This window comes from Desulfoluna sp. CYM3A (assembly GCF_056829965.1).
In genome coordinates this window covers 6,302,531-6,325,417 of sequence record NZ_CP186556.1, presented here as the reverse complement: position 1 = coordinate 6,325,417, position 22,887 = coordinate 6,302,531, and the positions used below count along the sequence as shown (strand labels likewise).

General features: G+C 61.4%; 19 protein-coding genes. 6 read left to right on the top strand and 13 right to left on the bottom strand.

What is annotated here, in order from left to right:
* Window positions 1–50: 50 nt before the first annotated feature.
* From ACOYW1_RS31755 to ACOYW1_RS31730, 6 genes are all read right to left on the bottom strand, one after another.
* Complete coding sequence (locus tag ACOYW1_RS31755; RefSeq protein WP_482421108.1) at window positions 51–1,844, bottom strand: hypothetical protein; 1,794 nt, start codon at window positions 1,842–1,844, stop codon at window positions 51–53.
* Window positions 1,845–2,049: 205 nt separating this feature from the next.
* Window positions 2,050–3,288 (bottom strand): hypothetical protein, encoded by a 1,239-nt coding sequence (locus ACOYW1_RS31750; RefSeq protein ID WP_482421107.1) that lies wholly within the window; start codon window positions 3,286–3,288, stop codon window positions 2,050–2,052.
* Between the two features lie 102 nt (window positions 3,289–3,390).
* On the bottom strand, window positions 3,391–5,160 hold the full coding sequence (locus ACOYW1_RS31745; RefSeq protein WP_482421106.1) for a hypothetical protein: 1,770 nt from the start codon (window positions 5,158–5,160) through the stop codon (window positions 3,391–3,393).
* A 376-nt stretch (window positions 5,161–5,536) separates the two neighbouring features.
* A complete protein-coding gene (locus ACOYW1_RS31740; protein ID WP_482421105.1) occupies window positions 5,537–6,526 on the bottom strand; it encodes a Smr/MutS family protein in 990 nt (329 codons plus the stop codon).
* Window positions 6,527–6,698: 172 nt separating this feature from the next.
* Window positions 6,699–7,562, bottom strand: coding sequence for an OmpA family protein (locus ACOYW1_RS31735; RefSeq protein WP_482421104.1), 864 nt, complete (start codon window positions 7,560–7,562; stop codon window positions 6,699–6,701).
* Window positions 7,496–8,188 (bottom strand): hypothetical protein, encoded by a 693-nt coding sequence (locus ACOYW1_RS31730; protein WP_482421103.1) that lies wholly within the window; start codon window positions 8,186–8,188, stop codon window positions 7,496–7,498. The genes ACOYW1_RS31735 and ACOYW1_RS31730 overlap by 67 nt, the downstream gene beginning before the upstream one ends.
* Window positions 8,189–8,525: 337 nt before the next feature.
* On the opposite strand from ACOYW1_RS31730, the gene ACOYW1_RS31725 reads away from it, so the two are divergent.
* Entirely contained in the window at window positions 8,526–10,592 is a 2,067-nt protein-coding gene (locus ACOYW1_RS31725) for a methyl-accepting chemotaxis protein (protein ID WP_482421102.1), read from the top strand.
* 127 nt (window positions 10,593–10,719) lie between these two features.
* On the opposite strand, the gene ACOYW1_RS31720 is transcribed toward ACOYW1_RS31725, so the two are convergent.
* Both ACOYW1_RS31720 and ACOYW1_RS31715 read right to left on the bottom strand, forming a co-directional pair.
* Complete coding sequence (locus tag ACOYW1_RS31720) at window positions 10,720–13,356, bottom strand: hybrid sensor histidine kinase/response regulator (RefSeq protein ID WP_482421101.1); 2,637 nt, start codon at window positions 13,354–13,356, stop codon at window positions 10,720–10,722.
* Between the two features lie 9 nt (window positions 13,357–13,365).
* Entirely contained in the window at window positions 13,366–14,286 is a 921-nt protein-coding gene (locus ACOYW1_RS31715) for a molybdopterin-dependent oxidoreductase (RefSeq protein ID WP_482421100.1), read from the bottom strand.
* 476 nt (window positions 14,287–14,762) lie between these two features.
* Between ACOYW1_RS31715 and ACOYW1_RS31710 the strand changes: the two genes are divergently transcribed.
* The 5 genes from ACOYW1_RS31710 (at window position 14,763) to ACOYW1_RS31690 (ending at window position 18,841) form a co-directional block, all read left to right on the top strand.
* Entirely contained in the window at window positions 14,763–15,410 is a 648-nt protein-coding gene (locus tag ACOYW1_RS31710) for an AEC family transporter (protein WP_482421099.1), read from the top strand.
* Entirely contained in the window at window positions 15,374–15,721 is a 348-nt protein-coding gene (locus ACOYW1_RS31705; protein WP_482423870.1) for an AEC family transporter, read from the top strand. Before ACOYW1_RS31710 ends, ACOYW1_RS31705 begins: the two co-directional genes overlap by 37 nt.
* 78 nt (window positions 15,722–15,799) lie before the next feature.
* Window positions 15,800–16,324: a hypothetical protein gene (locus tag ACOYW1_RS31700; protein ID WP_482421098.1), complete on the top strand. Its 525-nt coding sequence runs from the start codon at window positions 15,800–15,802 to the stop codon at window positions 16,322–16,324.
* A 515-nt stretch (window positions 16,325–16,839) separates the two neighbouring features.
* Window positions 16,840–17,238: a hypothetical protein gene (locus ACOYW1_RS31695; protein ID WP_482421097.1), complete on the top strand. Its 399-nt coding sequence runs from the start codon at window positions 16,840–16,842 to the stop codon at window positions 17,236–17,238.
* A gap of 58 nt (window positions 17,239–17,296) precedes the next feature.
* Window positions 17,297–18,841, top strand: a complete 1,545-nt coding sequence (locus ACOYW1_RS31690) for an amidohydrolase family protein (protein WP_482421096.1) — start codon at window positions 17,297–17,299, stop codon at window positions 18,839–18,841.
* A gap of 367 nt (window positions 18,842–19,208) precedes the next feature.
* Here the strand turns inward: ACOYW1_RS31690 and ACOYW1_RS31685 are convergent, their stop codons facing one another.
* The 5 genes from ACOYW1_RS31685 to prfB form a co-directional block, all read right to left on the bottom strand.
* Complete coding sequence (locus ACOYW1_RS31685) at window positions 19,209–19,988, bottom strand: TatD family hydrolase (protein ID WP_482421095.1); 780 nt, start codon at window positions 19,986–19,988, stop codon at window positions 19,209–19,211.
* A gap of 16 nt (window positions 19,989–20,004) precedes the next feature.
* The gene (locus ACOYW1_RS31680; protein ID WP_482421094.1) at window positions 20,005–20,322 is read right to left on the bottom strand and encodes a hypothetical protein; all 318 of its coding nucleotides are present in this window, start codon (window positions 20,320–20,322) and stop codon (window positions 20,005–20,007) included.
* Window positions 20,249–20,965: a thiamine-phosphate kinase gene (locus ACOYW1_RS31675; RefSeq protein ID WP_482421093.1), complete on the bottom strand. Its 717-nt coding sequence runs from the start codon at window positions 20,963–20,965 to the stop codon at window positions 20,249–20,251. Before ACOYW1_RS31675 ends, ACOYW1_RS31680 begins: the two co-directional genes overlap by 74 nt.
* An 88-nt stretch (window positions 20,966–21,053) precedes the next feature.
* Complete coding sequence (locus ACOYW1_RS31670; RefSeq protein ID WP_482421092.1) at window positions 21,054–21,602, bottom strand: HD domain-containing protein; 549 nt, start codon at window positions 21,600–21,602, stop codon at window positions 21,054–21,056.
* Window positions 21,599–22,700, bottom strand: a protein-coding gene (prfB, locus tag ACOYW1_RS31665; RefSeq protein ID WP_482414653.1) for a peptide chain release factor 2 whose coding sequence is annotated in 2 segments (ribosomal slippage) — window positions 21,599–22,642 and window positions 22,644–22,700 — 1,101 coding nt in all. Because the reading frame shifts where the segments join, the coding sequence is not laid out codon by codon here. Before prfB ends, ACOYW1_RS31670 begins: the two co-directional genes overlap by 4 nt.
* Window positions 22,701–22,887: the final 187 nt, after the last annotated feature.

Below are 22,887 nucleotides of genomic sequence, written 5' to 3'. Positions count from 1 at the left end.
AATCCGCAGCCAGAGTTACTTTCGCCAGTATTTGCCCCGGATATGTCACGTTAGTACTTCCACTTCATCAGGGCATCCATCCCCTTTTCCTCAATCTCCTGCTGCCTTTTCGCACGTTCTTTTTCCACCCCGGCAAGGAACCGGTCCACGGCCAGGGTCTCCCGGCCCAGGCTCTCCTCCAGAAACGCCACAGGAGACATCATCCGCTGCTGCGCCACGGCAAGCTCCTCCTCCAGCAACACGCCATGGCGCCTGAGGCGCCGCTCCACCTCCTCCTTGAGCCCCTGGGCCACCCGCTCTGATTCCCGGGCCACGGCCTCGTCAAAGCGCACGGCAAGGTACGCGTCCAGGTTGCTCTCCAGTTCCCAGCGCCCCTGCCCACCGTCAAAGGTCATGACCGCGCGCACCTCCAGAAAAGGAACCCGTGCCAGAGACTCTTCCAGGGCCTGGCGCAGCCAGCCCAGCCCCCCTCCGTCCCCCGTCACCGTGGCACCGGTAAGGGTCACAAGAGTCTCCACCCGGGCCTCCTGTCCCACCATCCGGTGAGCCATGCGAACGTCTGCCACCCCCTGGGTCAGATGAACGCCCGGCGCCAGGATCACCTCCCCGGACGGGACCCCCTGGGCATGGATTATTCCCCCTTGGTCACAGGCGTCTCCGGGGCAACCGGCCCTGCCCGTCACCTTCAGCCGTCCTGACTCGGACAACGCCTCCCCCTCCAGGTCAAAGGTGAGGGCCCCCTCTCCTTGGGGCCTGCGGCTGGACAAGCCTTCTGCGGTCCCGCTCATGGAAAACGCCCCCAGATCCATGGCCACGCCAGCCCGGTCGATCCACAGTTTTGGACAAGGCCCCGCAGCCTTTAAGCCCTCATCCTCTTTCAGGGCACAGACCAGGGCCCCTAAGCTCTCCAGCCCCTCCACCGCAGGAACCGTCAGTCGGGCCAGATGATAAGAGAAGAGAGTCTCCGCCAGATCCTGTAACCCGTGATCCCCAGGCTTGACCATGACCCGGGCTGCTTCAACGTCCCGAGCCACCCACCCGGGATAGGCTGCGGTCCACCGCCCGAGGCGGGAGAGCTCGGCCTCGGCTGCGGCTCTCTCTTTAGCCAGCTCATCACCTAAGATTTCCAGATCCTCCTTGAGGCCCTGACCTCTCTCCGTCATCGCCGCCAGGGCCTCCATGGTCTCTGCTGCAGCGGGGTCCTCGCCATCAAGGGCTTCCGCAATGGCCTTCAGGCGTCCCTTGTAATCACGGCCCCGAAGATGCCATTGCCACCGGGCCGACCGTGCCTGCATATCGGCCCGGGCCCTGTCCACCTGTGCCGGGGTCTGAAACGACACCGCCCCCATCACCCCGCGCACCGTCTCCGAGCTTCCCCGGTCAACCGTTGCCACACCCGGCAGTTCCTTTGCCTCCTCCTCCAGCTGCCTGCGCAGCCAGAGCGACAGACGATCCGAAGGTGTCCCGGCCACAGAGGACGGGTCCGTCACCCGAGCCTTCACCCGGCGTGCGCCCCCCACAACCACCCCCCCGGTGGTCAGGCTCTCCACCTTGAGGCACCCCTTCAGCAGCGGGGGCCCGGCAAGGGTCAGGCGTCCAGGACCGGTTTCCACGAGGTTCTTCCAGGGATCCCGGGCATCGGCCACCACCAGCCGGTCCCAGGCAAGCTCAAGGCCGAAGGGCCCGGCTTTTACGCCCTCCACAGACACCTCAGCACCCACCAGGGACTCGGCACCTCGGGTGAGCGCATAATCCGCAAGGGGATTCCGGAACAGCCAGAGCAGCACCCCGGCCACGACGGGCAGGCTCACAACCGCGGCCAGTGCAATCAACCATTTTTTCATGGGGCCCCCTTCATCAGGCTGGACAAAAACAGGTATGCATTCACGGCAAGGAAGCCTGCACGGCCAGGGCACAGGTATCCTTACTTAAAAAATATGCATCATTCGCACAAAAAAGGAAAGGAGGAGAAGAAAGGCTCCCCGGCAAGGTATCGTCCCCGCCGAGGACCACGCACGTGACCGCGCACAGCAAAACGCAACAGGGCTATCAGGGGTGATAGTTGAAGTTGCTGGAGTTGTCCGTGTACAGGCCGTCCTGGGGCAGGTACGAGGGGTAGGTGTGGGTGGCCTCGGCGTGGGGTTCTCCGTGCCACCATTTGTAGAGGGATTCGTTGATGTGCTCTCCCCGGTACTGAAAACTCGTGGCAACCAGCTCATTGTAGCCTGTCACGATCTGGTACCCGAAATGGGGACTCTCCCGATCCAGGCCGATGCGCAGGAACATGCCGTTGTGGGCGTTGCTGTTGGTGGGGTTGTCGGGCACCGCCGCCATATAGCTCTCCCCGTCGGGGACCCGGTAGTCCCGGCCGAAATAGTAGTGATCCACCAACATGAGCATGGAGTCCCGCTGGAGGATCACCGGCACCGGCGTGCTGTTGAACTCCTTGGCCAGGTCGCTTGACCCCTGGAGCATGGGAATCCCCAGCATACGGCCCACCTGCCTCGATCGATACGCGTTTTTCGGGCTGTACAGGCCCGTGGCCCGGCGGAAGTCCACCATGAGATCGGCCTGAAGGTCGTTGGTGCCGATGATGATGTCGGTGAGGCGACGGTCCGGGTCGTTGATGTTGTCGTATTTCAGGCGAATCACCAATCCGTTGATCTCCGCCGGGTTGTCCGGGCTGGCCCCCAGGCGCAGGTTGTCCAGGCTGATGTCCCAGTCCAGGTAATTGCGGTTCTGGTAGGTTTTTTCAGAGAAGTAGAAGAGGGGAATGCCCAGCAAGGTGGCGTCGTTGTCGGCCTGAACCCCGTCCACCCACAACTTCTGGCCCGTGGAGACCTTGTATTTGGCCATAAACAGGTCGTCATCGGTCCACGGCACATACTCCGTCTCCAGCTCACCGTCTTTGAAGAGCTGGTACTCCATGGCGTACCGCTCGGGGGTCTTTTCGCCGCCGTACATCCTGTAATCGACCTTGAAGGTCCGGTGGCCGTCCACCACTTCATTTTTCTTCCACTTCTGGTTGATGCGCGGATCAAAGTCTTTCATGCCCTGGCCACCGTGTACCCCGGGGTTCATCCCCTTGCGCGTCACCAGGTCCGTCTTGTCCTTGTAGTAATACCCCATGCGCACCTGGTCGGCCTCCACATAGGTCTTGATATAGGTGTCGAAAAAAATCCGCACCGTGTCCTGCTCCACGGAGATGGTCACGGGCCCGGCCTGGGCGTCCACCATGGCCAGGGCCGCATCGCTCAGGGGCTCCGCTGCACCAAAAGTGACAGCCATCACCACCGCAACAAGTCGACCTGCCCTCCTCAACGCCGCCACAAACACTCTGCCTGCCCCCAATCGCCTCATGCTCTCCCCTTTCCTGACGTTACCCGTGCCTCAATTCCTGTAGATCGTGTAATCGCTGTTGATGGGATAGGGTTCCCGGATCTGCCAGAAGGAGGTGTCTTTCACCAGCCTGTCCCCGTCGTACACATTTTCGCCGATGCGGGTGCGGTACTGGGCCCACCCCGAATTCACCGGGGCCGGGGTGACCCCCAAGCTGTGGTCACTGCTGTCCACCCATGGCCCCGGCTCGGGCCTCAGCCGGTCCATGAACTCTTCCGCCCCCCGGCCCATGGGGTTGTACTCATGTTGCCCTGCGGGAATGTCCTGGGCCACGGGTAGCCTTCCGGCCCGGTAGGTGTACAGGTGGGGGTTCGGATCCGAGGCGCTCTCGTTCACCGCGGTCTCAAGGGCAAAGGTGGTGTGCCGCCCCGGAAACTCGATATAGAGTTTTTTCACCCGCAGCCCTTCCACGATGAGGGGCCCCATGGCGTTGCCTCCCAGGTAGCTGTTGTCCCCACTGGAGTTGTACCCCACGGTCTCCTCCACGCGGATGGCCCCGTGAAGGGGCATGTTGAGCACCATGCACGAGGATTCGTCCAGAGATTCCTCACGGGTCCGCGTTTTAAAGGAGAGGGTCATGGGGCGCTCCACGATTTCTGCATAGTCCACGCGGTCTTCGTCGGACACATAGTGAATGGGAAACGCGATGCTGTATTCCTGGTTATCCCAGCCGTCATCCCTCAACTCATCCGTGAGCTGGTCCCTGTGGTTTTCATGGTAGGCAATCTCCCTGTTCCCGGCCACATAGTCGGTGAACCCCACCTGCCGCAGGTTGCCGATCATGAACCGGCCGTCGTACATGTTGTTGACGGAGCGCTCGGCAGGGACCTCCGTGCTCCCCCAGGTCTCGGTCATCGCCGCATAGTCCGCAAGAAGGGCTGATTTGTCCCCGGGTCCGTAGCCGTCGGAATCCCCGGTGCTGTTGGCGTACAGATCGCCCATGGAATTCTTTTTGTAATGTCCCAGGTGGTCATAAACAGGGTCCAGCTCCTCGAAACTCTCCCTCAGATGAAACCCCTTCATCTGGAAAAAGTGAAACCCCTCCTCCGAAGGGGAGTCGATGGTCATGGACGAAAGGGAGAGGCGGAGCCCGATCTCCATGGCGATGCCCTCGCCCGAGCAATACCCGTCAATCTCGGGCATGGCGTAGAGGATCGTCCGCTGATCGATGAGGTGAAGGTTCGAAAGGCCCAGGGCCCCCAGGGAAAAAAGGTCGCTCTCCGTGCCGTAGCGCACCTCCAGGTTGCCCTCCACCGGGCTGCCGTCGGGTCCGAGGGTCAAAAAGGGCCCGCCCAGCCCCATGGCCTCCAGCACCACCACCTGCCGGTGGGCGTCGTTGACCTGGGGCTCCTTGTCCAGGGTATGGGTTTTGGCCACGTGCACAAAATCGTCCTCCTTCCAGACATCCGTGGCAAAATAGGGCCCCGACCCCGCAGGGTAGGCAAAGGTTTCGGCCTCAATCTCCACGGCGCCTGAAACGGCAAGGGCCATGGACACATCGTTGAGGCCGAGGCTTCCGTAGGCCCCCCCATGGCCCCCCAGGGAGTCCATGTTCCCCTGGGCGATGTAGCCCATGCCATCGGTGGCGTGATGGACCACCATGTCTTCAAAGGCCAGGCGAATCCCGTTGGCGGCATGGGTCTGGGCCAGCCCTTCGTCGGACAGGGGGGTCAGGGCCTGTGCAGGCCTGACCTCCGCCAGGGAGAACCCTGCGACCATCATCGCAAAACAAAGGAGTCGTCTCAGAATCGGGTGATTCATGGCATGGAGCCTCCGGCCGTCTGCTGTGGGAATAATGAATCAAGGTGGAACGCGATGCATTATATGAATACTTCTTCTTGTTCGCAAACATTGTTTACAATTTTTTACTTAAAAAAAGCCTCGACTCCCAAAAGGCCTTTTGTTCAAGGATCTCCAAAGACTCATGGCTGACAAGCAAATGAAACCCTTACGGTAACACCATTACTTCCCAGGGAATATTTCAACACCGCCCTGAACGTCGGGCCATTGATAAAATGGATAAATAAGAAAACGACGCCCATGGGACATCCGGCGACGCAGGTGCGCGCTGATGCACGCAAAAAAACCCGTCACCCTTTGCGGGGTGCGGGTTTTCGCCTGAACGCCGGAGCTCGGTTTACCGCCCGTGGCGTGAGGTGTCGTAGTTGTTGAGATACACAAGGATGGAGCCGCTCTTGGACTTTTTGCCCTTTTCCCAGGCCCAGGCAAGGACAATGCCCTCCTGTTTCAGGGCTGTCATGCGATCGGCGATGGTATCGGGGAGGACGGCCCCGTGTTCGGAATGGAGCCCTTTGCCCACGATGAGGCGAAGGGTGTAGGTTCCGACGGAAAAAGCGCGCCGCACGTAGTGTTCGGCGGTCTGATCTGCCTTGGCCGCGGTGTAGCCGTGAAGGTCCAGCTGGCCCTGGGGAGCGGGGTAGCGCTTGAGTCGCTCTTTCACCGTGAGGGTACGGGCCTGCTCAAGCTTGTCCACCTTTTCGCTCAAGAGCACCTCCCCGCTCTTCTCCGACAGGGAAGAGGCCAGGAGCTCGGCAAACTCTTCGCTCTCCTCGGAGGCGGGGATCTGCCCCTGTTCCAGGATGGGAAGCCCGTGCCGGTCCCGCTGCACCTTTTTGGCCGGGGCGACCTCCTCGGGGATCACCTTTTTCCGGGCCGTGGGCACCACCCGGTCCCCTTCGCGCTGAGCCTCTTCGGCCATGAGGCTGCACAGGTCCTTCTCATCGGAGAGGACCAGAATCCCGTTTCGGTTTCGTTTTTTCTGCTTTTTCCTGGGCGGGGGAGCCGTCGGCCTGGCAGGCCGGGGTTTGGGCTTTGGCTTGGGCGGGGCCGGGACCTCCTGGGGGCCTTCGTCGCGAAACAGGCTCTCCAGGTCCTCGTCGCCGGACAGTACGGAGATCCCGTGTTTTCCTTTTTTGGGGGCAGCCTTGGTCCCCTTGCCGGGTGACGGCGCCTTTTTCCCGCCACCGGGTTTCTCTAAGGGAGCCGGGGGCTCCACAGCCGCAGGTTCAACCGGAGCCGTCACCTCGGCACGGGGCTTATCCACCGGTGCCTGGGGCGCTTTTCCCGTCTCTTTTTTCGTTAACAGCTGCTTCAGTTTCTCAAACATCCCCATACCCTGTGCCTTGTTTGTTGGTGTGCGTCCACGTGCCCTCCGGCCATCCCGCCGGGGCCAACTGATTAGGCTATTTTTCCCCAAAGGTCAAACCCGCGTAAAAAAAAGGGGCGGATAACCGCCCCTTATCAATGCCACAGGATCCATCGCACCGGCTGTTGCCGCATCACCCCCTGGCAGGGATAATCACCACGTCGATACGCCGGTTGCTGGCGCGCCCCTGGCGGGTCTCGTTGGAGGCAACGGGCTTGTCCTCCCCGTACCCCACGGCTGAGATCTGGTCGTCCGTCACCACGGAGTTGGCGATAAGGTAATGGCGGACCGAATCAGCCCGCTCCTTGGAGAGGCGCTTGTTGACCTTCTCGCTGCCCAGGGAGTCGGTGTGGCCTTCAATGATCACCCGGCAGCCCGGAAACTCCTTGAAGGTATCCCGCACCTTGGCCAGGAGGCCGAAGTATTTGTAGTCGATCACCGCCTTGCCGCTGGAAAAGGAGAGCCCGTAAAGACGGATGATAATCTTGTCTCCGTCCATGAGGACCTTGCCCTCCTCCGGGGTAAAGGCGTCGCGAATCCTCGTGATCTTCATGTGCTTCAGCCGCTCGGCCTCTTTCTGTTGTTTCAGGGCCTCTTCGGCTTCGTGCTTGCGCGCCATGAGGTCCTGCTCCAGCTTGCTCAGGCTGGCCACGGAGGTCTCCAGATCCGTGACCTTGGCCTTCAAATCCGCAATCTCCCGGTCCTTGGCGTCATTTGACGCCTTCAAGGCCTGGACCCCGTCCAGAAGCTGCCAGGTGGCGCCGCTGACGCCCCGATCAAATTTAAGCTCCATGTCCAGCCCCTCGGCGATCTTGACCAGCTGCATCTCCATGTCGATGATCACGTCTTCAAAGCTGTAATCGGCCTCCTTGAGCTTGCCCACCCGGGTATGGATGTGCTCGGTGTGGGCCAGCTCGTACTCGGCCTCCTTCACCAGGGCCACGGCTTCGGCATTGTTGTAGCGGTTCTGGTCCAGCTTCTTTTCTGCAAGGGCCACCAGCCGACGGGCCTTCTCATAGGTTTTCGGAGCGTTGTTCTTACGCCCCAGGTCCTCGAACCGTGCCAGCTTCTCCCTGGGCCCCCGCCCAGAAGGGCGTGCTTGATGGTCTCAAGCTCGGCGCCCCGGAACAGAGCCTCGGCCTCATCGGCCTGACCGCGGGCCTTGTCCACGTCGCCGTCCTCAAGGCTCCTCACGGCCCGTTGGAATTCGGCCTCCGCCTTGGACGTCAGTTTCGCGCTGTATTTTTCGGACCCGATGGAGGAGGCATCCTCCCGGGCCTTTAACACGTTTTCGAAGGTCACCTCAGCCGTCACGCACACGGCCATGGCCCGGGTAAGGTACGACTCGGCTTTCTTGAGTTCTTTCCGGATCCCGTTGAGGTTTCGTCCCTTGTTAAAATCGGTGAGGGCGTCCTGATAGGCCTCCATGGCCTCACCAAAGGCATCCGGGGCAAAAAGGTAGGCCCGCTTCTCCTTGGCCTGGACAATCATCGCCTCGGTCCCCTGGAACAGAGAGTTCCGCGTCTCATTGCCTGCAAAACCGGTTTGCCAGAAGCCGAGCACACACGCCGCCGCGACAACAGCGGCCATCCATCGAATAGCAGTCCCTCTGACAAAAACCATAACACTCCCCTTGATCCTGTATTTTGAGGTTGTTCTCGACCGGGTTTTGCAGCCGACACCTTAACCCAAGCCATATCGAATACTTACTTATGATAAACACCCGTCAAGTTTCAACCCCAAAAAAAGAGATCCGTCCATCGCAAGGGCCATCCCATGCCCCCAAAGGCCCTATTTTGACAGACCGATTCGGACCAAAGCAGAAGCTGCCCGGCGTTCCTCCAAACGGGATAATCAATTTTATTAAATATTTCATGTAATCACCCTAAACCCAAACACGCCTCCATCCGATATTTAACCCATACACCTTATTTACCACCCTCAAACTGGAGTTCTGCGGATGTTCAGGGACATAAAACTACGCGGCAAGCTCATCCTTGCCATTTCCACCATTGCTTTTCTCTCCTACTTCATCACCATCACGGCTGTAACCTTGAAAGTTCGCAGCTCTGCCCATCACGCAGCCATCACCCAGGGCGAAGAGATCGCCGCCCGATACAGCGCTGTCATCTCCGGGAAAATCGACGCATCCTTCAGCACGGTACGCTCCCTCTCCGAAACCATGGAGGCCTTCAAAAAGGCGGGCAGCTTCAACCCAAGGGAGGCCCTCGACCAGATCATGACCGAGGTCCTGGACAACAACCCCGAGCTCCTTGCCGTCTGGACCGCCTGGGAACCCGATGCCCTGGACGGCCTGGATGCCGCCTTTGAAAACAAGAAAGGCCACGACGCCACGGGCCGCTACGTCCCCTACTGGCACCGAACCGGAGACAGCATCGATGTCACCCCCCTGGTGAATTACGACAAGGAGGGAGAAGGGGACTACTACCTCGTCCCCCTGCGCACCGGCCGAGAGACCATGACCCCGCCCTACCTCTATGAGGTTCAGGGCAGCCAGGAGTCCATCATCAGCCTCTGCGTGCCCATTCAGGTGGAAGGCACCACCGTGGGCGTCTGCGGGGTGGACCTGAGGCTCTCCATCTTTTCCGAGCTCATCAAGGGGCTGACCCCCTTCGACACGGGCTACACCTCTGTCATCGCCAACAACGGCACCTACGTGGCCCATCAGGTCAACCAGGCCAAACACGGCCAGAACGCAGGGTCTTCCGCAGACTGGGAGGCGGCCAAACAAGCCATCCAGGCAGGTCAGCCCTTTCAGTTTGAAACGGTCTCCCGGGACCTCAACACCGACATCGTCCGCATCTTCGCCCCCATCCCCTTTTCCGGCCAGGACACGCCCTGGTCCTTTCTCGTGAACATCCCCATGGCCCAGGTCATGGCCGAAGCCAACGCCATCGGCTGGCTCATCGTGGGCATCGGGGTGGCTGCCTTTGTTCTCCTCACCGCCGTGGTGATCTGGGTGGCGGGATCCATTGCCAAACCCCTGCGCCGAAGCGCTTCCCTGCTGGAAGAGATCGCCAAAGGGGACGGGGACCTCACCCAGAGACTGGAGGTCCAGTCCAAAGATGAGGTGGGCGAACTCTCCGGATGGTTCAACACCTTCATGGCCGATCTGCAATCCATCATCGGAGAGGTCAAGGGCAACGCCGGGTCTGTGGACAGCTCCTCCGGTGAGCTCCTCACCATCTCAGGTGCCATGTCCTCATCCGCCGACGAGACCCACACCCTGGCGTCCCAGGTGGGCCAGGAAGCGGGCACCATGGCCATGAACCTGGCCACCATCGCCTCGGCCATGGAACAGTCCACGGCCAACATCAACAACGTGGCCGCCTCCGCCGAGGAGATGACCGCCACCATCGGCGAGATTGCCGCAAACTCCGAAAACGCACGATCCGTATCCGACGGGGCCCTCTCCGACGCCATGGAGACCGCCGACCTCATGAACAGCCTGGGTAACGCCGTGGATGAAATCGGCAAGGTGACCGACACCATCACCGAAATCTCCGAGCAGACAAACCTGTTGGCCTTGAACGCCACCATCGAGGCGGCCCGGGCCGGGGAAGCCGGAAAAGGCTTTGCCGTGGTTGCCGGAGAGATCAAGGACCTGGCCGGCCAGACCGCCGCAGCCACCCTGGAGATCCGGGGCAACATCCACAGCGTCCAGGAGAAGACCAACGTCTCCGTGGAGAAGATCAACGCCATTTTAGGGGTGATCAAAAACGTCAATGACATCGTCTCCGGCATCGCTGCGGCCGTGGAAGAGCAGTCCGCCGCCACCAGCGAGATTTCGGCCAACATCGGCCAGGCATCGGCCGGCGTGGAAGAGGTCAACAACAACGTGGGCAACTGCGCCACAGCCGCCGATGCCATCAACCGGGACATGGGCAACCTCAACAACGCCTCCAGCGAAATCTCAGACGGCAGCCACAAGATCGAGGAGAGCGCCCGGGAACTCAAAGCCATGGCCGAGGCCTTAAACGGCCTGGTGGGACGTTTCAAGATTTAGCCTGACGCCCTTCCTGTCAGCCACCAAAACGTAAAAAAGCCCGCAGGGTTATCCCCCTGCGGGCTTTTGTTCTTCACAAGCACCATCCCCGCCCCACGCGTATCCTCGTTGGCGGTCGTTTTCTCCCCTACCCTTCGAGCACCCGGTGGATCTCCGTGGAGAGGACCTCCACGGAAAAGGGTTTCTGGATAAACCCGTTGCACCCGGCCTCCATCATCTTTTCGGCGCGCCCCTCCAGGCTGTAGCCACTGCAGAGGATCACCCGCACATCCGGGTTGATCTTCTTCATGGCCCGGTAGGCAATGTCCCCTCCGGCGTCGGGCATAACCACGTCCAGGAGCACCAGGTCGATCTCCTGCCACGCATCCCTGTATATGGAAACGCACCGGCTGCTGTTCTCCGCCACCAGGCAGCGGTACCCCAGGCCCTTGAGCATGGTCTTCACCACCTCACGGATCTCCGGTTCATCATCCACCACCAGAACCGTGCCCTCCCCGCTGTGGACCGCAAGGGGTGAGGCCTCCTCCTCCCACCGCGCCTTGGAGGTGGCGGGCAGGTGAATCGTAAAGCAGGCACCCCGGCCCTTTTCGCTGGTCACGGTGATGGCACCCTTGTGGGTTTTGACGATGCCGTACGCCGAGGCCAGGCCCAGGCCCGTGCCCCGTCCCATCTCCCGGGTGGTGAAGAAGGGGTCGAAAATCTTGCTCTGGGTCTTCTTGTCCATGCCCACGCCGGTGTCGGAGACCGCCACCGTCACATAGGCGCCGGACTTGAGGTTGAAGGCTGCGGCCAGCTTGTCGTCGAGGTCCGTCATGCCGGTCTCGATGTGAATCCTGCCACCGTCCGGCATGGCGTGGGAGGCGTTCAGGTAAAGGTTCAGGAGCACCTGCTCCATCTGGGTCCGGTCGATCTCCACGTTGGGGAGCCACTCGGCCATGGATTCGGAGATCATGATCCCTTTGCGGGTCCGACCGAACATGGAGAGGCTGCTTTTCACCACCGTGTTCACGCTCTCCGGCCGCACATGGGATCGTCCTCCCCGGGCAAAGCCCAGGAGCTGGCTGGTGAGGGCGGAGCCACTGGCCACCAGTTCCTCGATTTTGCCCCCGCGCTTGTGCACAATGTCCCCGGGACCGGTGAGGCTCATGATCAGGGAGATGTTGCCCTGAATGGCCATGAGCAGGTTGTTGATGTCGTGGGCAATGCCACCTGCCAGGGTTCCGATGGCCTCCAGCTTCTGGGCCTGGAGGAGGTGCTGGAACAATCGGTCCTTCTCCTCTTCCACCCGGCGCCTCTCATCCAGCTCCTCCTGGAGCTTGGTGTGCATCATGGCGTTGTTCAGGGCAATGGTGGCAAGCTCCGCAAAGCGGATGAGGACCGCCATGGCCGTCTCGTCCATCTCAAAATCATCCCCGAACTGGGCAAGGCCCATGACCCCGCCCACGTTGCCCTCCAGGCGGATGGGCACGGCCACGGAGGCCCCCAGCGTCTCCAGGCCGGGGTGACCTTTGACCCGGCCGTTCCATGTTTTGTAGTCCTCCACGTACAGGGGACGATCCGTCTCCCACACGCGCCCCACAAGCCCCTCCCCGATGCGGGAAGGAATCTTGGGCACCTCCAGAAAGGGGCCGGAGGTGACGATGGGGTGAAGCTGGCGGGTGGACTCCCTGTACTCGAAGTAGTATCCGCTCTCCATGTTCATGAGGCCCCCGGCCCGTTTGAGGAGAAGCTCCAGAAGCTCGTTGAACCCCAGCTGGCGCATGAGGTCCAGGGTGGTGTCGTGGAGGGCCTCCATAAGGGAATTTTTCACCCGGAGCTTCTCTTCGGCCTCTTTCTTTTCCGCGATCTCCCGCAGCAAAGCCCGGTTGGCCTTTCTGAGGGCGCAGGTCCGCTTGGCCACGTTCTTTTCCAGATCGACCTGCTGGGCCTCCAGCTGCTGCCAGTTCTCCACCAGCATCCCGCTGAGGGCCCCGAAGGAGAGGGAGAGCTCCCGGATCTCCGTGGTGGTGGACCCTTCGGAGATCTCGTCGATGTCCAGGCTTCCCAGCACCGTGCCCACGGGCTCCGTCTCAGCCCGCTTCCTGAGGAGCAGGAGCTTTCGGTTGAGCCGCCCCAAAGGGGCGATGCTGATGCGGATCAGAATCAGAAGCCCCGTGATCACCGTCATGAGAATGGCCGCCCCCCCGGCAAGGACATCCATGGCGCTCTTTCGGATATGTGCCGAAAGCTCCCGGGACGAATACCCGATGCGCAGGCAGCCGATGGGCCGCCCGATATACCGCACCTTCATGCAGGTGTCGAAAACCGACTCCCCCTTGCCCCCACGCACGACCCCCTTGTAGGCAACGGCTTCGGCCAGGGGGCGTTCACGGACGGAGAACTCCCTGGACTGGTAACGCTCGAAGACCTCGGACCGGGGGACGTCCGCGACACACCCCGGGAGCCACCCTCCCACGCTCCTGCTGTCCGATGAAAAGAGAATCTTGCCGTCCTTGTCGTGGATGGCATAATACAGCATGTCCCCGTTGGACTGCAGGGCCATGTCCAGGGTAATCTGGATGGTTCGCCAGTTGGAGTTGTAGATGTTGTGGCTGATCCGGCGGGAGAGGTACCGTGCATCCCGCTCCATCAGCTTGTAGGTGGCCTCGGTGACCCGCTTTTTCTGGGAATAGGTCACCAGGCCGGAGGAGACAAAAACCACTGCCAGGACCAGCACACTCACCACTGCCAGAAGCTTGGTCTGCAACCGCATGTGAAACGCCATAAACCACTCCTAATCCACGGAGATCTCATGTAAAAAAAAGAGAGAAGCCGTCTCAGGGGCAACACGTTGAAGCTCCCCGCAGCTCATGACAGGAAAATAGACGGAAAACGGACCGCCCATGGCCGGATGGATGGGCTGGTCGTTGATGCGATACACCAGCATCACGTCACAGGAGAGAAGCGGGGCCACAGGCAACGTGATGGGCTTCCCCGCAAAAGGTGTCAGGGTCAGCTCCCCGCCGGTGACATCCTCTCCGTCAAACAGGGCCGCCAGGGGGACGGCCGTTACCCGGCACGGCTGGTTCAGCTTGGGCAGGTCCCACCGGTACCCCAGGGGAATAGAGAGATAAAGGGTCCGGTGCTCCGGCAACAAGGCATCCAGGTCAGGCAAGGTGTAGGTTTTTGTTTTCCCGTTGACGGACACCCTCACCTCCGGATCGTCCAGGTAATCCGGGACCAGCGTATCCACGTACCAGCAATAGGCGCTCTGGTGCATGCCCATCTCCGGAGGGAACAAAAGCTTCAGGGGCCCCCCGAGATAACGGCTCAGGGGCTTGCCGTCCTGCTCTGAGGCGATGATCACCCCCGGTTTTGAAACCACCTCGGCGGGAAGGTACACGGTGTACTGATCGTGGCCGATGAGCGTGACCCCCGCCATGTCCGTAACACCCGCCCGGCGAAGAATCCGGTCCAGGGGAACCCCCGTGAAGGAAAAGGAGCCGCCGGTGTCAAAGTTGGGATCCCCGGAGGAAAGGGTCACCGCTCCGGGAGCCCGGCCCCCCACGGCAACAGATACCGTGCCGTGCCCCTTTTTTCCCCCCATCACCTTGACGCACCCGTCAGGGCCCGTCTCTGCGAACAGGAGGGCGGCATGGCAGAGAAGAAGCCATGCGAACACACACAAACGAAGGGTACAGGAGCGCACCGTCATATCCTCTCCATGATGGGTTGAAACACAATGTCACCCGGAAATGTCGTAAAAAAACCATCAGGCCGACACAATACAATGCTATGCGACTCGTAAAAATATCCGGGTTCAGGATTTTGTCATCCGGCAAAAATGGCGTACCTAGAAAAACGTATCGGCCGTTAAAGCTGATTAGTTAAACGCTATTCGGTGGCACCGGGTTTGCCTGCCCGGCTCGTCCTTGAGTTGACCCGTGACGGGAAGCGCGGTAGGGTGCCTTCATCCACCCCTACAAACCGGAACGTGTTCGCCCACGACGCCCAAGCCCGGATATTTCATGAGAAAACGACAGGGCTACAGGGGTAGGGAATTATGACAGATGGTCATTGTGACAAAAATTAGTTATTTCAAGAATGCACCATGTAATTCACCGGTTTTGTCCCGATTTTCTCACCCTTCGGGCGCAATCGACTCGTGAAATATCCGGGCAAGGAGCCCCCATGATGTCCCCTTTGTTTGCCACCGGATTCCAGACCGTCTTTTTCTCCATGCTGCGCATCGTAGTCGTGGCCCTGCTGGCAGGTATTCTGGTGAGGCGTCGGGTCATTCGGTCCGAAGACATCGACACCCTCTCCCGCATCACCATCCATGTGCTGCTTCCCTGCCTCATCCTCACCTCCCTGATCACGCGCCTGGACACCGGTTCAACGCCCCTGTGGTGGATCCTCCCCCTGGCCTCCATGGCCATGAACCTGGGCGGCCTCTTTTTCGGATGGGTCCTCTTCGGCCGGACCACACGGCGCCACCCGGAGCTCATCGCCATGAGCGGCATCCAGAACTCCGCCTACCTGGTCCTGCCCGTGGGGCAGGCCCTTTTCCCGGAGACATTCGACACCTTCGCCGCCTACTGCTTTCTCTTTGTCATCGGAAACACCCCCATCCACTGGACCCTTGGGGTGCGCCTCGTGGGGGGCAAGGGCAAGGTCCGCTTAAGGGAAATGATCAACCCGCCCCTTGTGGCAAGCCTTGTGGGGGTGGCCATCGCCTTGTCGGGGCTCTCCCCCCATGTGCCGTCCCTTGTCCTGGAACGGGCCTCCTCGGAAGCGCCACCATTCCCCTTGCCACCTTCATCCTCGGGGCCACCTTAGGGGAGGTTCGCCTGCAAAAACTTCCGCCCTGGCACCGCCTCCTTGGCCTTGCGGGCGTCAAGTTCGGCCTGGTCCCCCTCATCACCTGGTGGGCCATCTCCGCCTTTGACCTGGCCCGGCAAAGCCCCCTCATCGCCTCCCTCTTCATGATCCAGGCCGCGGCCGCACCGGCCACCAACCTCATCCTCCAGGCCCGGGCCTACAACGGCCGCACAGAGGTCATCGGGGGCGCCATGCTGGCATGCTACGTGGTCTGCCTCATGGCCATCCCCTTCTGGCTGACCCTGGCCACAGGACCGGTATCCCCCTGATAACGGCCGGTGCCACCCTTGCCAGCAGCCCGGGATTGCGCTAAAAGAGACGGATTGTGACGATTGCATAAAGGAGTGATGATGGAGAGCGCACAGGAAAACCTGAACCGGTACCTGGAAATGGAGACGATCCTCAACCGGTTTTTCGGGATCTTTGACTTCTGCCTCAAAGGATGCGTGCTGCCCGAGCTGGAGCGCAACGGCAACCAGCCCTTTGCCGCCTGCTGCAAGGACAGGTATTACAAGGTCTACGATCTGGACCACCCCAGCTTTGACCTCCTGCGCAAAGAGCGGGAAGCCCTCTACGGCAAACCCGAGGACGTGAAAGAGTCCAGCCTGGTGAGCCCCTGCGAGTACCACACCAACACCGGCTGCACCCTTCCCACCCACAAAAGCCCCATCTGCCTGGCCTTCATGTGCCGAAAGAGCATCGACGCCCTCCGCGACGGCTACGGCATTTATACCTACGACTACCTGGGATTCAATTACGCCCTGGAGTGGATCCTCACCGGCGACATGTCCCTTGCCGACTACGCCGAATTCCGCCAGAGCTGCCTGGACATGATAACCACCCTGGAGTCCAGGCCCGCCCAGGCCTGCTGACGCGCCCGGCCACAGGGGCAACCCACATGGAAGCCGTTGATTATCCTTCAGATCTCTGGTACGTTCGAACGATCACAACCACGTTCTGCAGGCCCGCAGGACCCCGTCAACACATCGCAGCCATACCCAACAAAGGGGAACCCCGCCATGAAGACGCGCATCCTTGCCTTTTTCGTCCCGGTTCTGTTTGCCCTTGCCTCCTGCACCACCCTCATGAACCTCATGCCCGAGGTTCCGCAACACAAACGCCAGAAAATCTACGACATGGCCGACACCATGGCCTTTCCCGAAGCCCGAAAGCTGGGACGGTCCAAGGAGCGCCGCATGGGCCTGAAAAAAGGCCAGTGGATCACGGTTCTTCAGGAGACCCTGGACGGGGATAAAAATGTTGCCCTGACCACCACCAAGGTCATCTCCGTGGACGGCAACACCGTGACTCTTGAGACGGAAAGCCTCTCCGCATCCAATGAGGCCCGGCCCCTCCACAGCCAGGTCACCTTCGAGAATTACCCGGTGTGCGGGGAAGCCTCTTCTATACCCGGGACGAATACGACCGCATCGCAGGGCAGCTCCGCATCATCCGGGTCCGCACCAGGGAGGGGGACGGCCCTGTCAACGACATGGACCCTGAACTCCTGGCCATGGCCCGGGGCCTCACCGAAAGCGCCCTGGCCGGTTCCACGGTCCGCGTGGGGGAGGCCGAGCGCCAGGCCTACGACGGTACCTATATCCTGGCCCGCAGCTGCTTTTCCCACAGCTACACCGTCACCGTATCCGGCATCACCTCCAGCGGGCGCAGCCTGAGCCACAGCTCCGTTCCGGTCAGCGGCGCCATCCTCATCGAAGACGAACACACCCGGGCCACCACCATCGCCTACGGATACAATGGCGCCACCTCGGTGTTCCCACCGTAACCAGCCTGAACCGGGAGGAGAACCGAACGGTCGGATTCCCCCATGCATGGGAGCAGCCATGGACACCCCCGTCACCATCCCCCCTTTGTCGCGAAGGGAATTTCTGAAAAAAACCTCTGCCGCCGTGGCCGGTTCCATGGCGGCAAGCGGGTGCGCCGGGCAGACGCCTGCCATCGCCCCTGCCCATCCAGGCGAACCAACGCCCCACAGGACCCTGTTCACCAACGGACAGCTTCTCTCCCTGCCCGAAGGACGGATCACCCCCGGCTGGTCCCTGCTGGTGGAAGCCGGACACATTGCCTGGGCCGGGCCGGACACGCCCTGTTCCGGCCTGGATGCCCGGCACATCGACCTCCAGGGAGGGTACCTCCTGTCCGGCCTCATGGACGCCCACTGTCATATGACCCTGCCTTCGGCCGCAAGCTTCTCCCCTTTGCTGGGGCTGGCCACCTGGCGACAGCTCAGAAGAAATTTCGAGAACCAGCTCACCTCCGGGGTCACCCGCGTCCGGGACATGGGCGCCATGCCACAGGTATTGAGCACCCTGGTCCGCCAGGTGGATAAAGGCGAGCTGGCCGGACCGGACGTGATCACCTGCAACGCCATCTTCAACGTGGACGGGGGCCACCCCGACATCTCCCCATCCGATGTCTCCTGGGTCGCGGCCTTCGGGAGCCTCTTTACCGGGGCACCCACCGTCTCCTTCAAAGAGGGGGAGCTGGCCTCAGCCTTTGAGGCCAATTGCCGAAGCGCCGACTTTGTCAAGATCACCCTGGACAACACCTCCCTCATCGCGGGCAAGCCCTTTATCAACCGCTACAGCGACCCTGAACTCGCAACCATCTTCCGCCTGGCCCGGGACGCAGGAAAACCCGTGGCAGGCCACGCCATGAGCCGTTACGGCGTGGGCCGCGCCCTTGCCCACCCCATCCACTCCCTGGAGCACACCGTCTCGGACGGGCCCCTGGACGAAGCAACCCTCAAGGCCATGGCCGACAACAAGGTCTCCGTGGTGCCCACCACCATCCTGGCCAACCTCTACACCCTGCTGGATCTTGCCGAGCCCCTTCCCAAAGGCCTCCTCTCCCGCAGGGCCCTTTTGGAAGCCCCCATCCGGGAGGCCTACCTAACCGCCGTCACCGAGGACGACGTGGAGCCCGCCATCCACGAAAACAACCTGGCCATGCTGGACGCCATGCAAAAACACCCCTTTTCCGAGCTCTACACACGGGGCGACTACACCTTCAACCCCCACCTCTTCTTTCCCATCCTCACCCACGGCCAGAAAAACCTCATGCGCATGAAAGAGGCGGGTATCCGCATCGGCTGCGGCACCGACGCCGGCGTCCCCCTGAACTACCACGGCGCCATCGTGCGCGAACTCCAGTGCATGGCCCGCCTGGGCTTTACCAACACAGAGGCCCTCACCTGTGCCACCGTAAACAACGCCCACATCCTTGGCGTGGAAAACGAGGCCGGCACCCTCGCGCCGGGCAAACGCGCCGACTTCATCACCATGGCGGAAAACCCCTTGCAGGACCTCGCGGCCTTGAACGACCTCACCCTCATCGTTAAAAACGGCACCGTGTACGAAAAAGCCTAAAACCGTGCCTCCGGCGGCGAGGTGAGCCACCTCGAAAGCATATTGCCGGTGGTTTAGCCGGACTGTCTTCCATGGTTACAGTTGGTGGAAAGAGAAGCCTCCGGCTGCCAGGAAATGATCCCCTGGCTCCCAGGGTGCGACGTTGATGAATTCACGCGACAACACGCAAAAAGCCCTGATGATCTGCAAGAATCATCAGGGCTTATTTGTGTTCTCTATAGCAAAGGAAAAGCACCTGCGTGCCCCTTGGGTTCACGGGCAAAGCCCGTCAGCGAATGCGATGGCCTGAGGAACGAAGGCCGGGAGCATTCGCGAGCCTGGGATCCAAGGGATCAGCCCTTGGTCGCCGGAGGCCGCTTTATCTTTCTTACGAAAGATCAAACAGGGCTGTGGTGTTGTTCCAGACGGTGTCGGCAAGGAGTTCCACGTCGTCGCCGCGAACCGCGGCCAGTTTGAAGAGCACCTCGCGGACAAAGGCGGGCTCGTTTCGCCGGACCTTGTTTTTGTGGGGTGCGGGGGTGAGGTAGGGGGCGTCGGTCTCCACGAGGAGGCGCTCCCGGGGGATGGCAAGGACCTGTTCCCGGAGGTGCTCGCCCCGCTTCTGAATGGTGACGATGCCGGTAACGCCGATGTGGAGCCCCATGTCCAGGTAGGCCTCCATCTCCTGGGTGGAGCCGCTGAAGCAGTGGACCACGCCGCGCAGGCCGTCGAACCGATGGGCGGAGAGCATCTCCAGGAACCGGCCCTCGGTGTCCCGTTCGTGAAAGATCAGGGGAAGGTCAAGGGATTGCGCCACCTCAAGCTGACGGACAAACCACTTCTCCTGCACGTCTTTCGGGGAGTACATGCGGTTGAAGTCCAGGCCGCACTCGCCCCAGGCCTTGACCCTGTCCCCCTTGGCCAGTTCGGCCAGGCGGGTCAGGACGCCCTCGTCGGTGTCGGCGGCGTCGTGGGGGTGGATGCCCACGGAGGCGTAGAAAAAATCGGAATTGTCGGCAAGGGCTGCGCAGCGCCGGGAGCTTGCTTCGGAAACACCCACCACCATGGCCCTGACCACGTCGGCGGCCTCTGCCCGGGCCACCACCTCATTCAAGTCATCCTGGTAACTCTTGTCATCCAGGTGACAATGACTGTCTATAATACGCATATCGCTGTTGCTTTGCTCATCGGTGTTCAAAAGAGGATGCATCGTCCGGAAGGCCCGAAAGGGGCGAGCCGGACCGGTCCGTCACACGGCCCACGCACATCACGCCGGGTAAGTCGGCTTCGATGGCCGCAAGGGTATCCGGGTTGCAGGCAAAAAGCAACTCGTACTCTTCTCCCCCGGAGGCCATGTACGCAAGGGGGTCTTCCCCTGTGGCCCCGCACCAGTCGGTAAGGGCGCCGTGGGCCATGTCCGGCCTCAGATCAAAAACCAGGCTCACCTTGGATTCCCGGGCCAGGTGCCCGGCGTCTCCGGCAAGGCCGTCGCTGATGTCCATGGCGCAGCGTACCCGGTGTTACCAGCGCCTCGGCCGCATCGAATCGGGCTTCGGGTTCTTTGAAGGCCTTCGGCCAGAGCTCTGGATAACGGGTCTCCTGGGTTTCCAGGCACCGAAGCCCGGCCCGGGCCAGCCCCAGGGGACCGGTGACGCACACCAGGTCTCCGGGGCAGGCGTCTGTTCGACGGGGCATGCGCCCCTGGCCCTCACCCACGGCAAAAAGATCCAGGGAGAGCTCGGAGGCCCGGGAGGTGTTGCCTCCGCCCAGGTCGCACCCGTAACGCTCCAGCGCATGACCCAGGCCGTCGTAGAGTTCCTCGGCCACGGCCCCGGGGAGTGTGGGTGGAAGCCCCAGGTTCACGAACAGGGCCACGGGCCTGGCAAAGGAGGCGGCAAGATCGCTTAAGGTGACGGAAACGGCCTTGGCGCCGATCTCAAAGGGGGTCTGCCAGTCGCGCCGGAAATGCACTCCTTCCCGCTGGGTGTCGGTGGTGATCACAGGCTGGGCAAGCCAGGCCAGAAGGGCGGCATCGTCCCCTGCGGCCACGCGGCAGGGACGGTAAAGGCTGGCCCTGTGGGGCCGCCGCGTCACCAGGGTATCGATGAGCCCGAATTCTCCGGATTCTTTGGGGTCTGAAGTCAACGGAAGCGCCTTTGTGTGTGGGGTACGCATGGGGTTGGATGCGACGGCCCGTGCAAAACCCGGAGGGGTCCGGGGCCGGGCGGCGGACTCAGCCGAAGAGGCTGGCCATGGCCTCGAATCGCTCAAGCTGGGTGTCGCCGTACCGGGCCATGAGGCGTCGCACCTTGTCCATGGATTTTTCAACGGTCAGGGTGTCGGGGTTTTTGGAAAAAAATTTATCGGCGTAGCAGATGATCTTCTCTTCCAGGGTTTCGGGCTGGAGGTCCCGGTGGGGCAGGGGCAGATCAGCGTCCATGATCTCCCGGGCCGAGAGCCCGGCCCCGGTATGGCGCTCGCACACCCGGGCATGACGGGGAAGCCCCGCCTCCAGGAGCATTTCAGCACCGATGACGCCGTGACGGATATAGGGGGCCTCCCCCCGGCACCCGATGCCCGGCGCCCAGGTGCGGACCATGCCGATGTCGTGGAGCATGGAGGCCTCCTCGATAAACCGGAGGTCCGGGTTCAGGTGGGCCACCCGGTGAGCCACGGCCAGGGCCTTGTGGGCCACGCAGCGGCTGTGGGTCAAAAGCACCTCAAGGGCTTCCGACCCGTTGCCGTAGTGGGCCTTCAAGATGGCGTCGACATCCACGCTCATCGCTTGCGCCTCGCCATGAGGGCGGCTTCGATGAAGGGATCCAGGGCACCGTCCATGACGGCCTTGATGTTTCCGCTCTCTTCATCGGTGCGATGGTCTTTCACCATCTGGTAGGGATGCATCACGTAGGAACGGATCTGGCTGCCCCAGGCGATCTCGTCCTTGTTGTCGTGCATCTCCTGCATCTCGGACTCCACCTTCTGCATCTCCACCTGGTAGAGGCGGGAACGCAACACGCTCATGGCGATTTCGCGGTTCCGATGCTGGGAGGATTCCTGCTGGCACTGCACCACGATCCCCGTGGGGATGTGGGTGATGCGCACGGCGCTGCTCGTCTTGTTGACGTGCTGGCCGCCGGCACCGCTGGCCCGGAAGACATCCACGCGCAGGTCTTTCTCCTGAACGTCGATGACGATCTCGTTGTCCACTTCGGGACAGACGAAAACCGACGAAAAGGAGGTCTGCCTCTTGCCGTTGGCGTTGAAGGGAGAGATCCGCACCAGCCGGTGCACACCGCTCTCCACCTTCAGGTAGCCGAAGGCGTTGGTCCCGGTCACCGTAAAGGTGGCACCCTTGATCCCGGCTTCGTCACCGGGCTGGTAGTCCACCATGGTCACCTTGAACCCCTTGTGCTCACACCAGCGGGTGTACATGCGCAACAGCATCTCGGCCCAGTCCTGGGAGTCGGTGCCCCCTGCGCCGGGGTTGATGGAAACGATGGCGTTTCGATCGTCATCTTTTCCATCGAGCATCATCTCAACAGAGAGGCTCTTCAGTCGCTTATCAATCCCGTCGGCATGGCGCGCCACCTCTTCAAGGGTCTCCTTGTCGCCCTCTTCCATGGCGAGTTCCAGCAGGAGTTCACCGTCTTCGATGTCCTTTGAAAGCTCGTTCCAATTGTCTAAAAGGGTGGTCAGGAAGGACCGCTCCTTGAGAACGGCGGTGGTGGCGTCGGGATTGTTCCAGAAGTCCTTGTGGGACACCTGGGCTTCAAGTTCTTTTAGTCGAAACTCTTTGCCAGGCAGGTCAAAGACAACCTCCCAGCTGTCCCAGGCGAGTACTGAACTCTCGAAATGCCTGTTTCAACTCAATTGACATGTTTTATCTCCTTAAAGGGCTTGCCGTCAAAATCGTCTGCCCACGCCCGCAGCAACGCCCCCCGGACGGGGCAACGATGGCAGAGCAATGGGTTACCAGCCGGTACACACCCGGCCTCAACTCCCCTATCTACCATTGATCCCCAGACAGTGAAACCGTTTTTTCATGCCCCCCGGAAAAGCCCCTG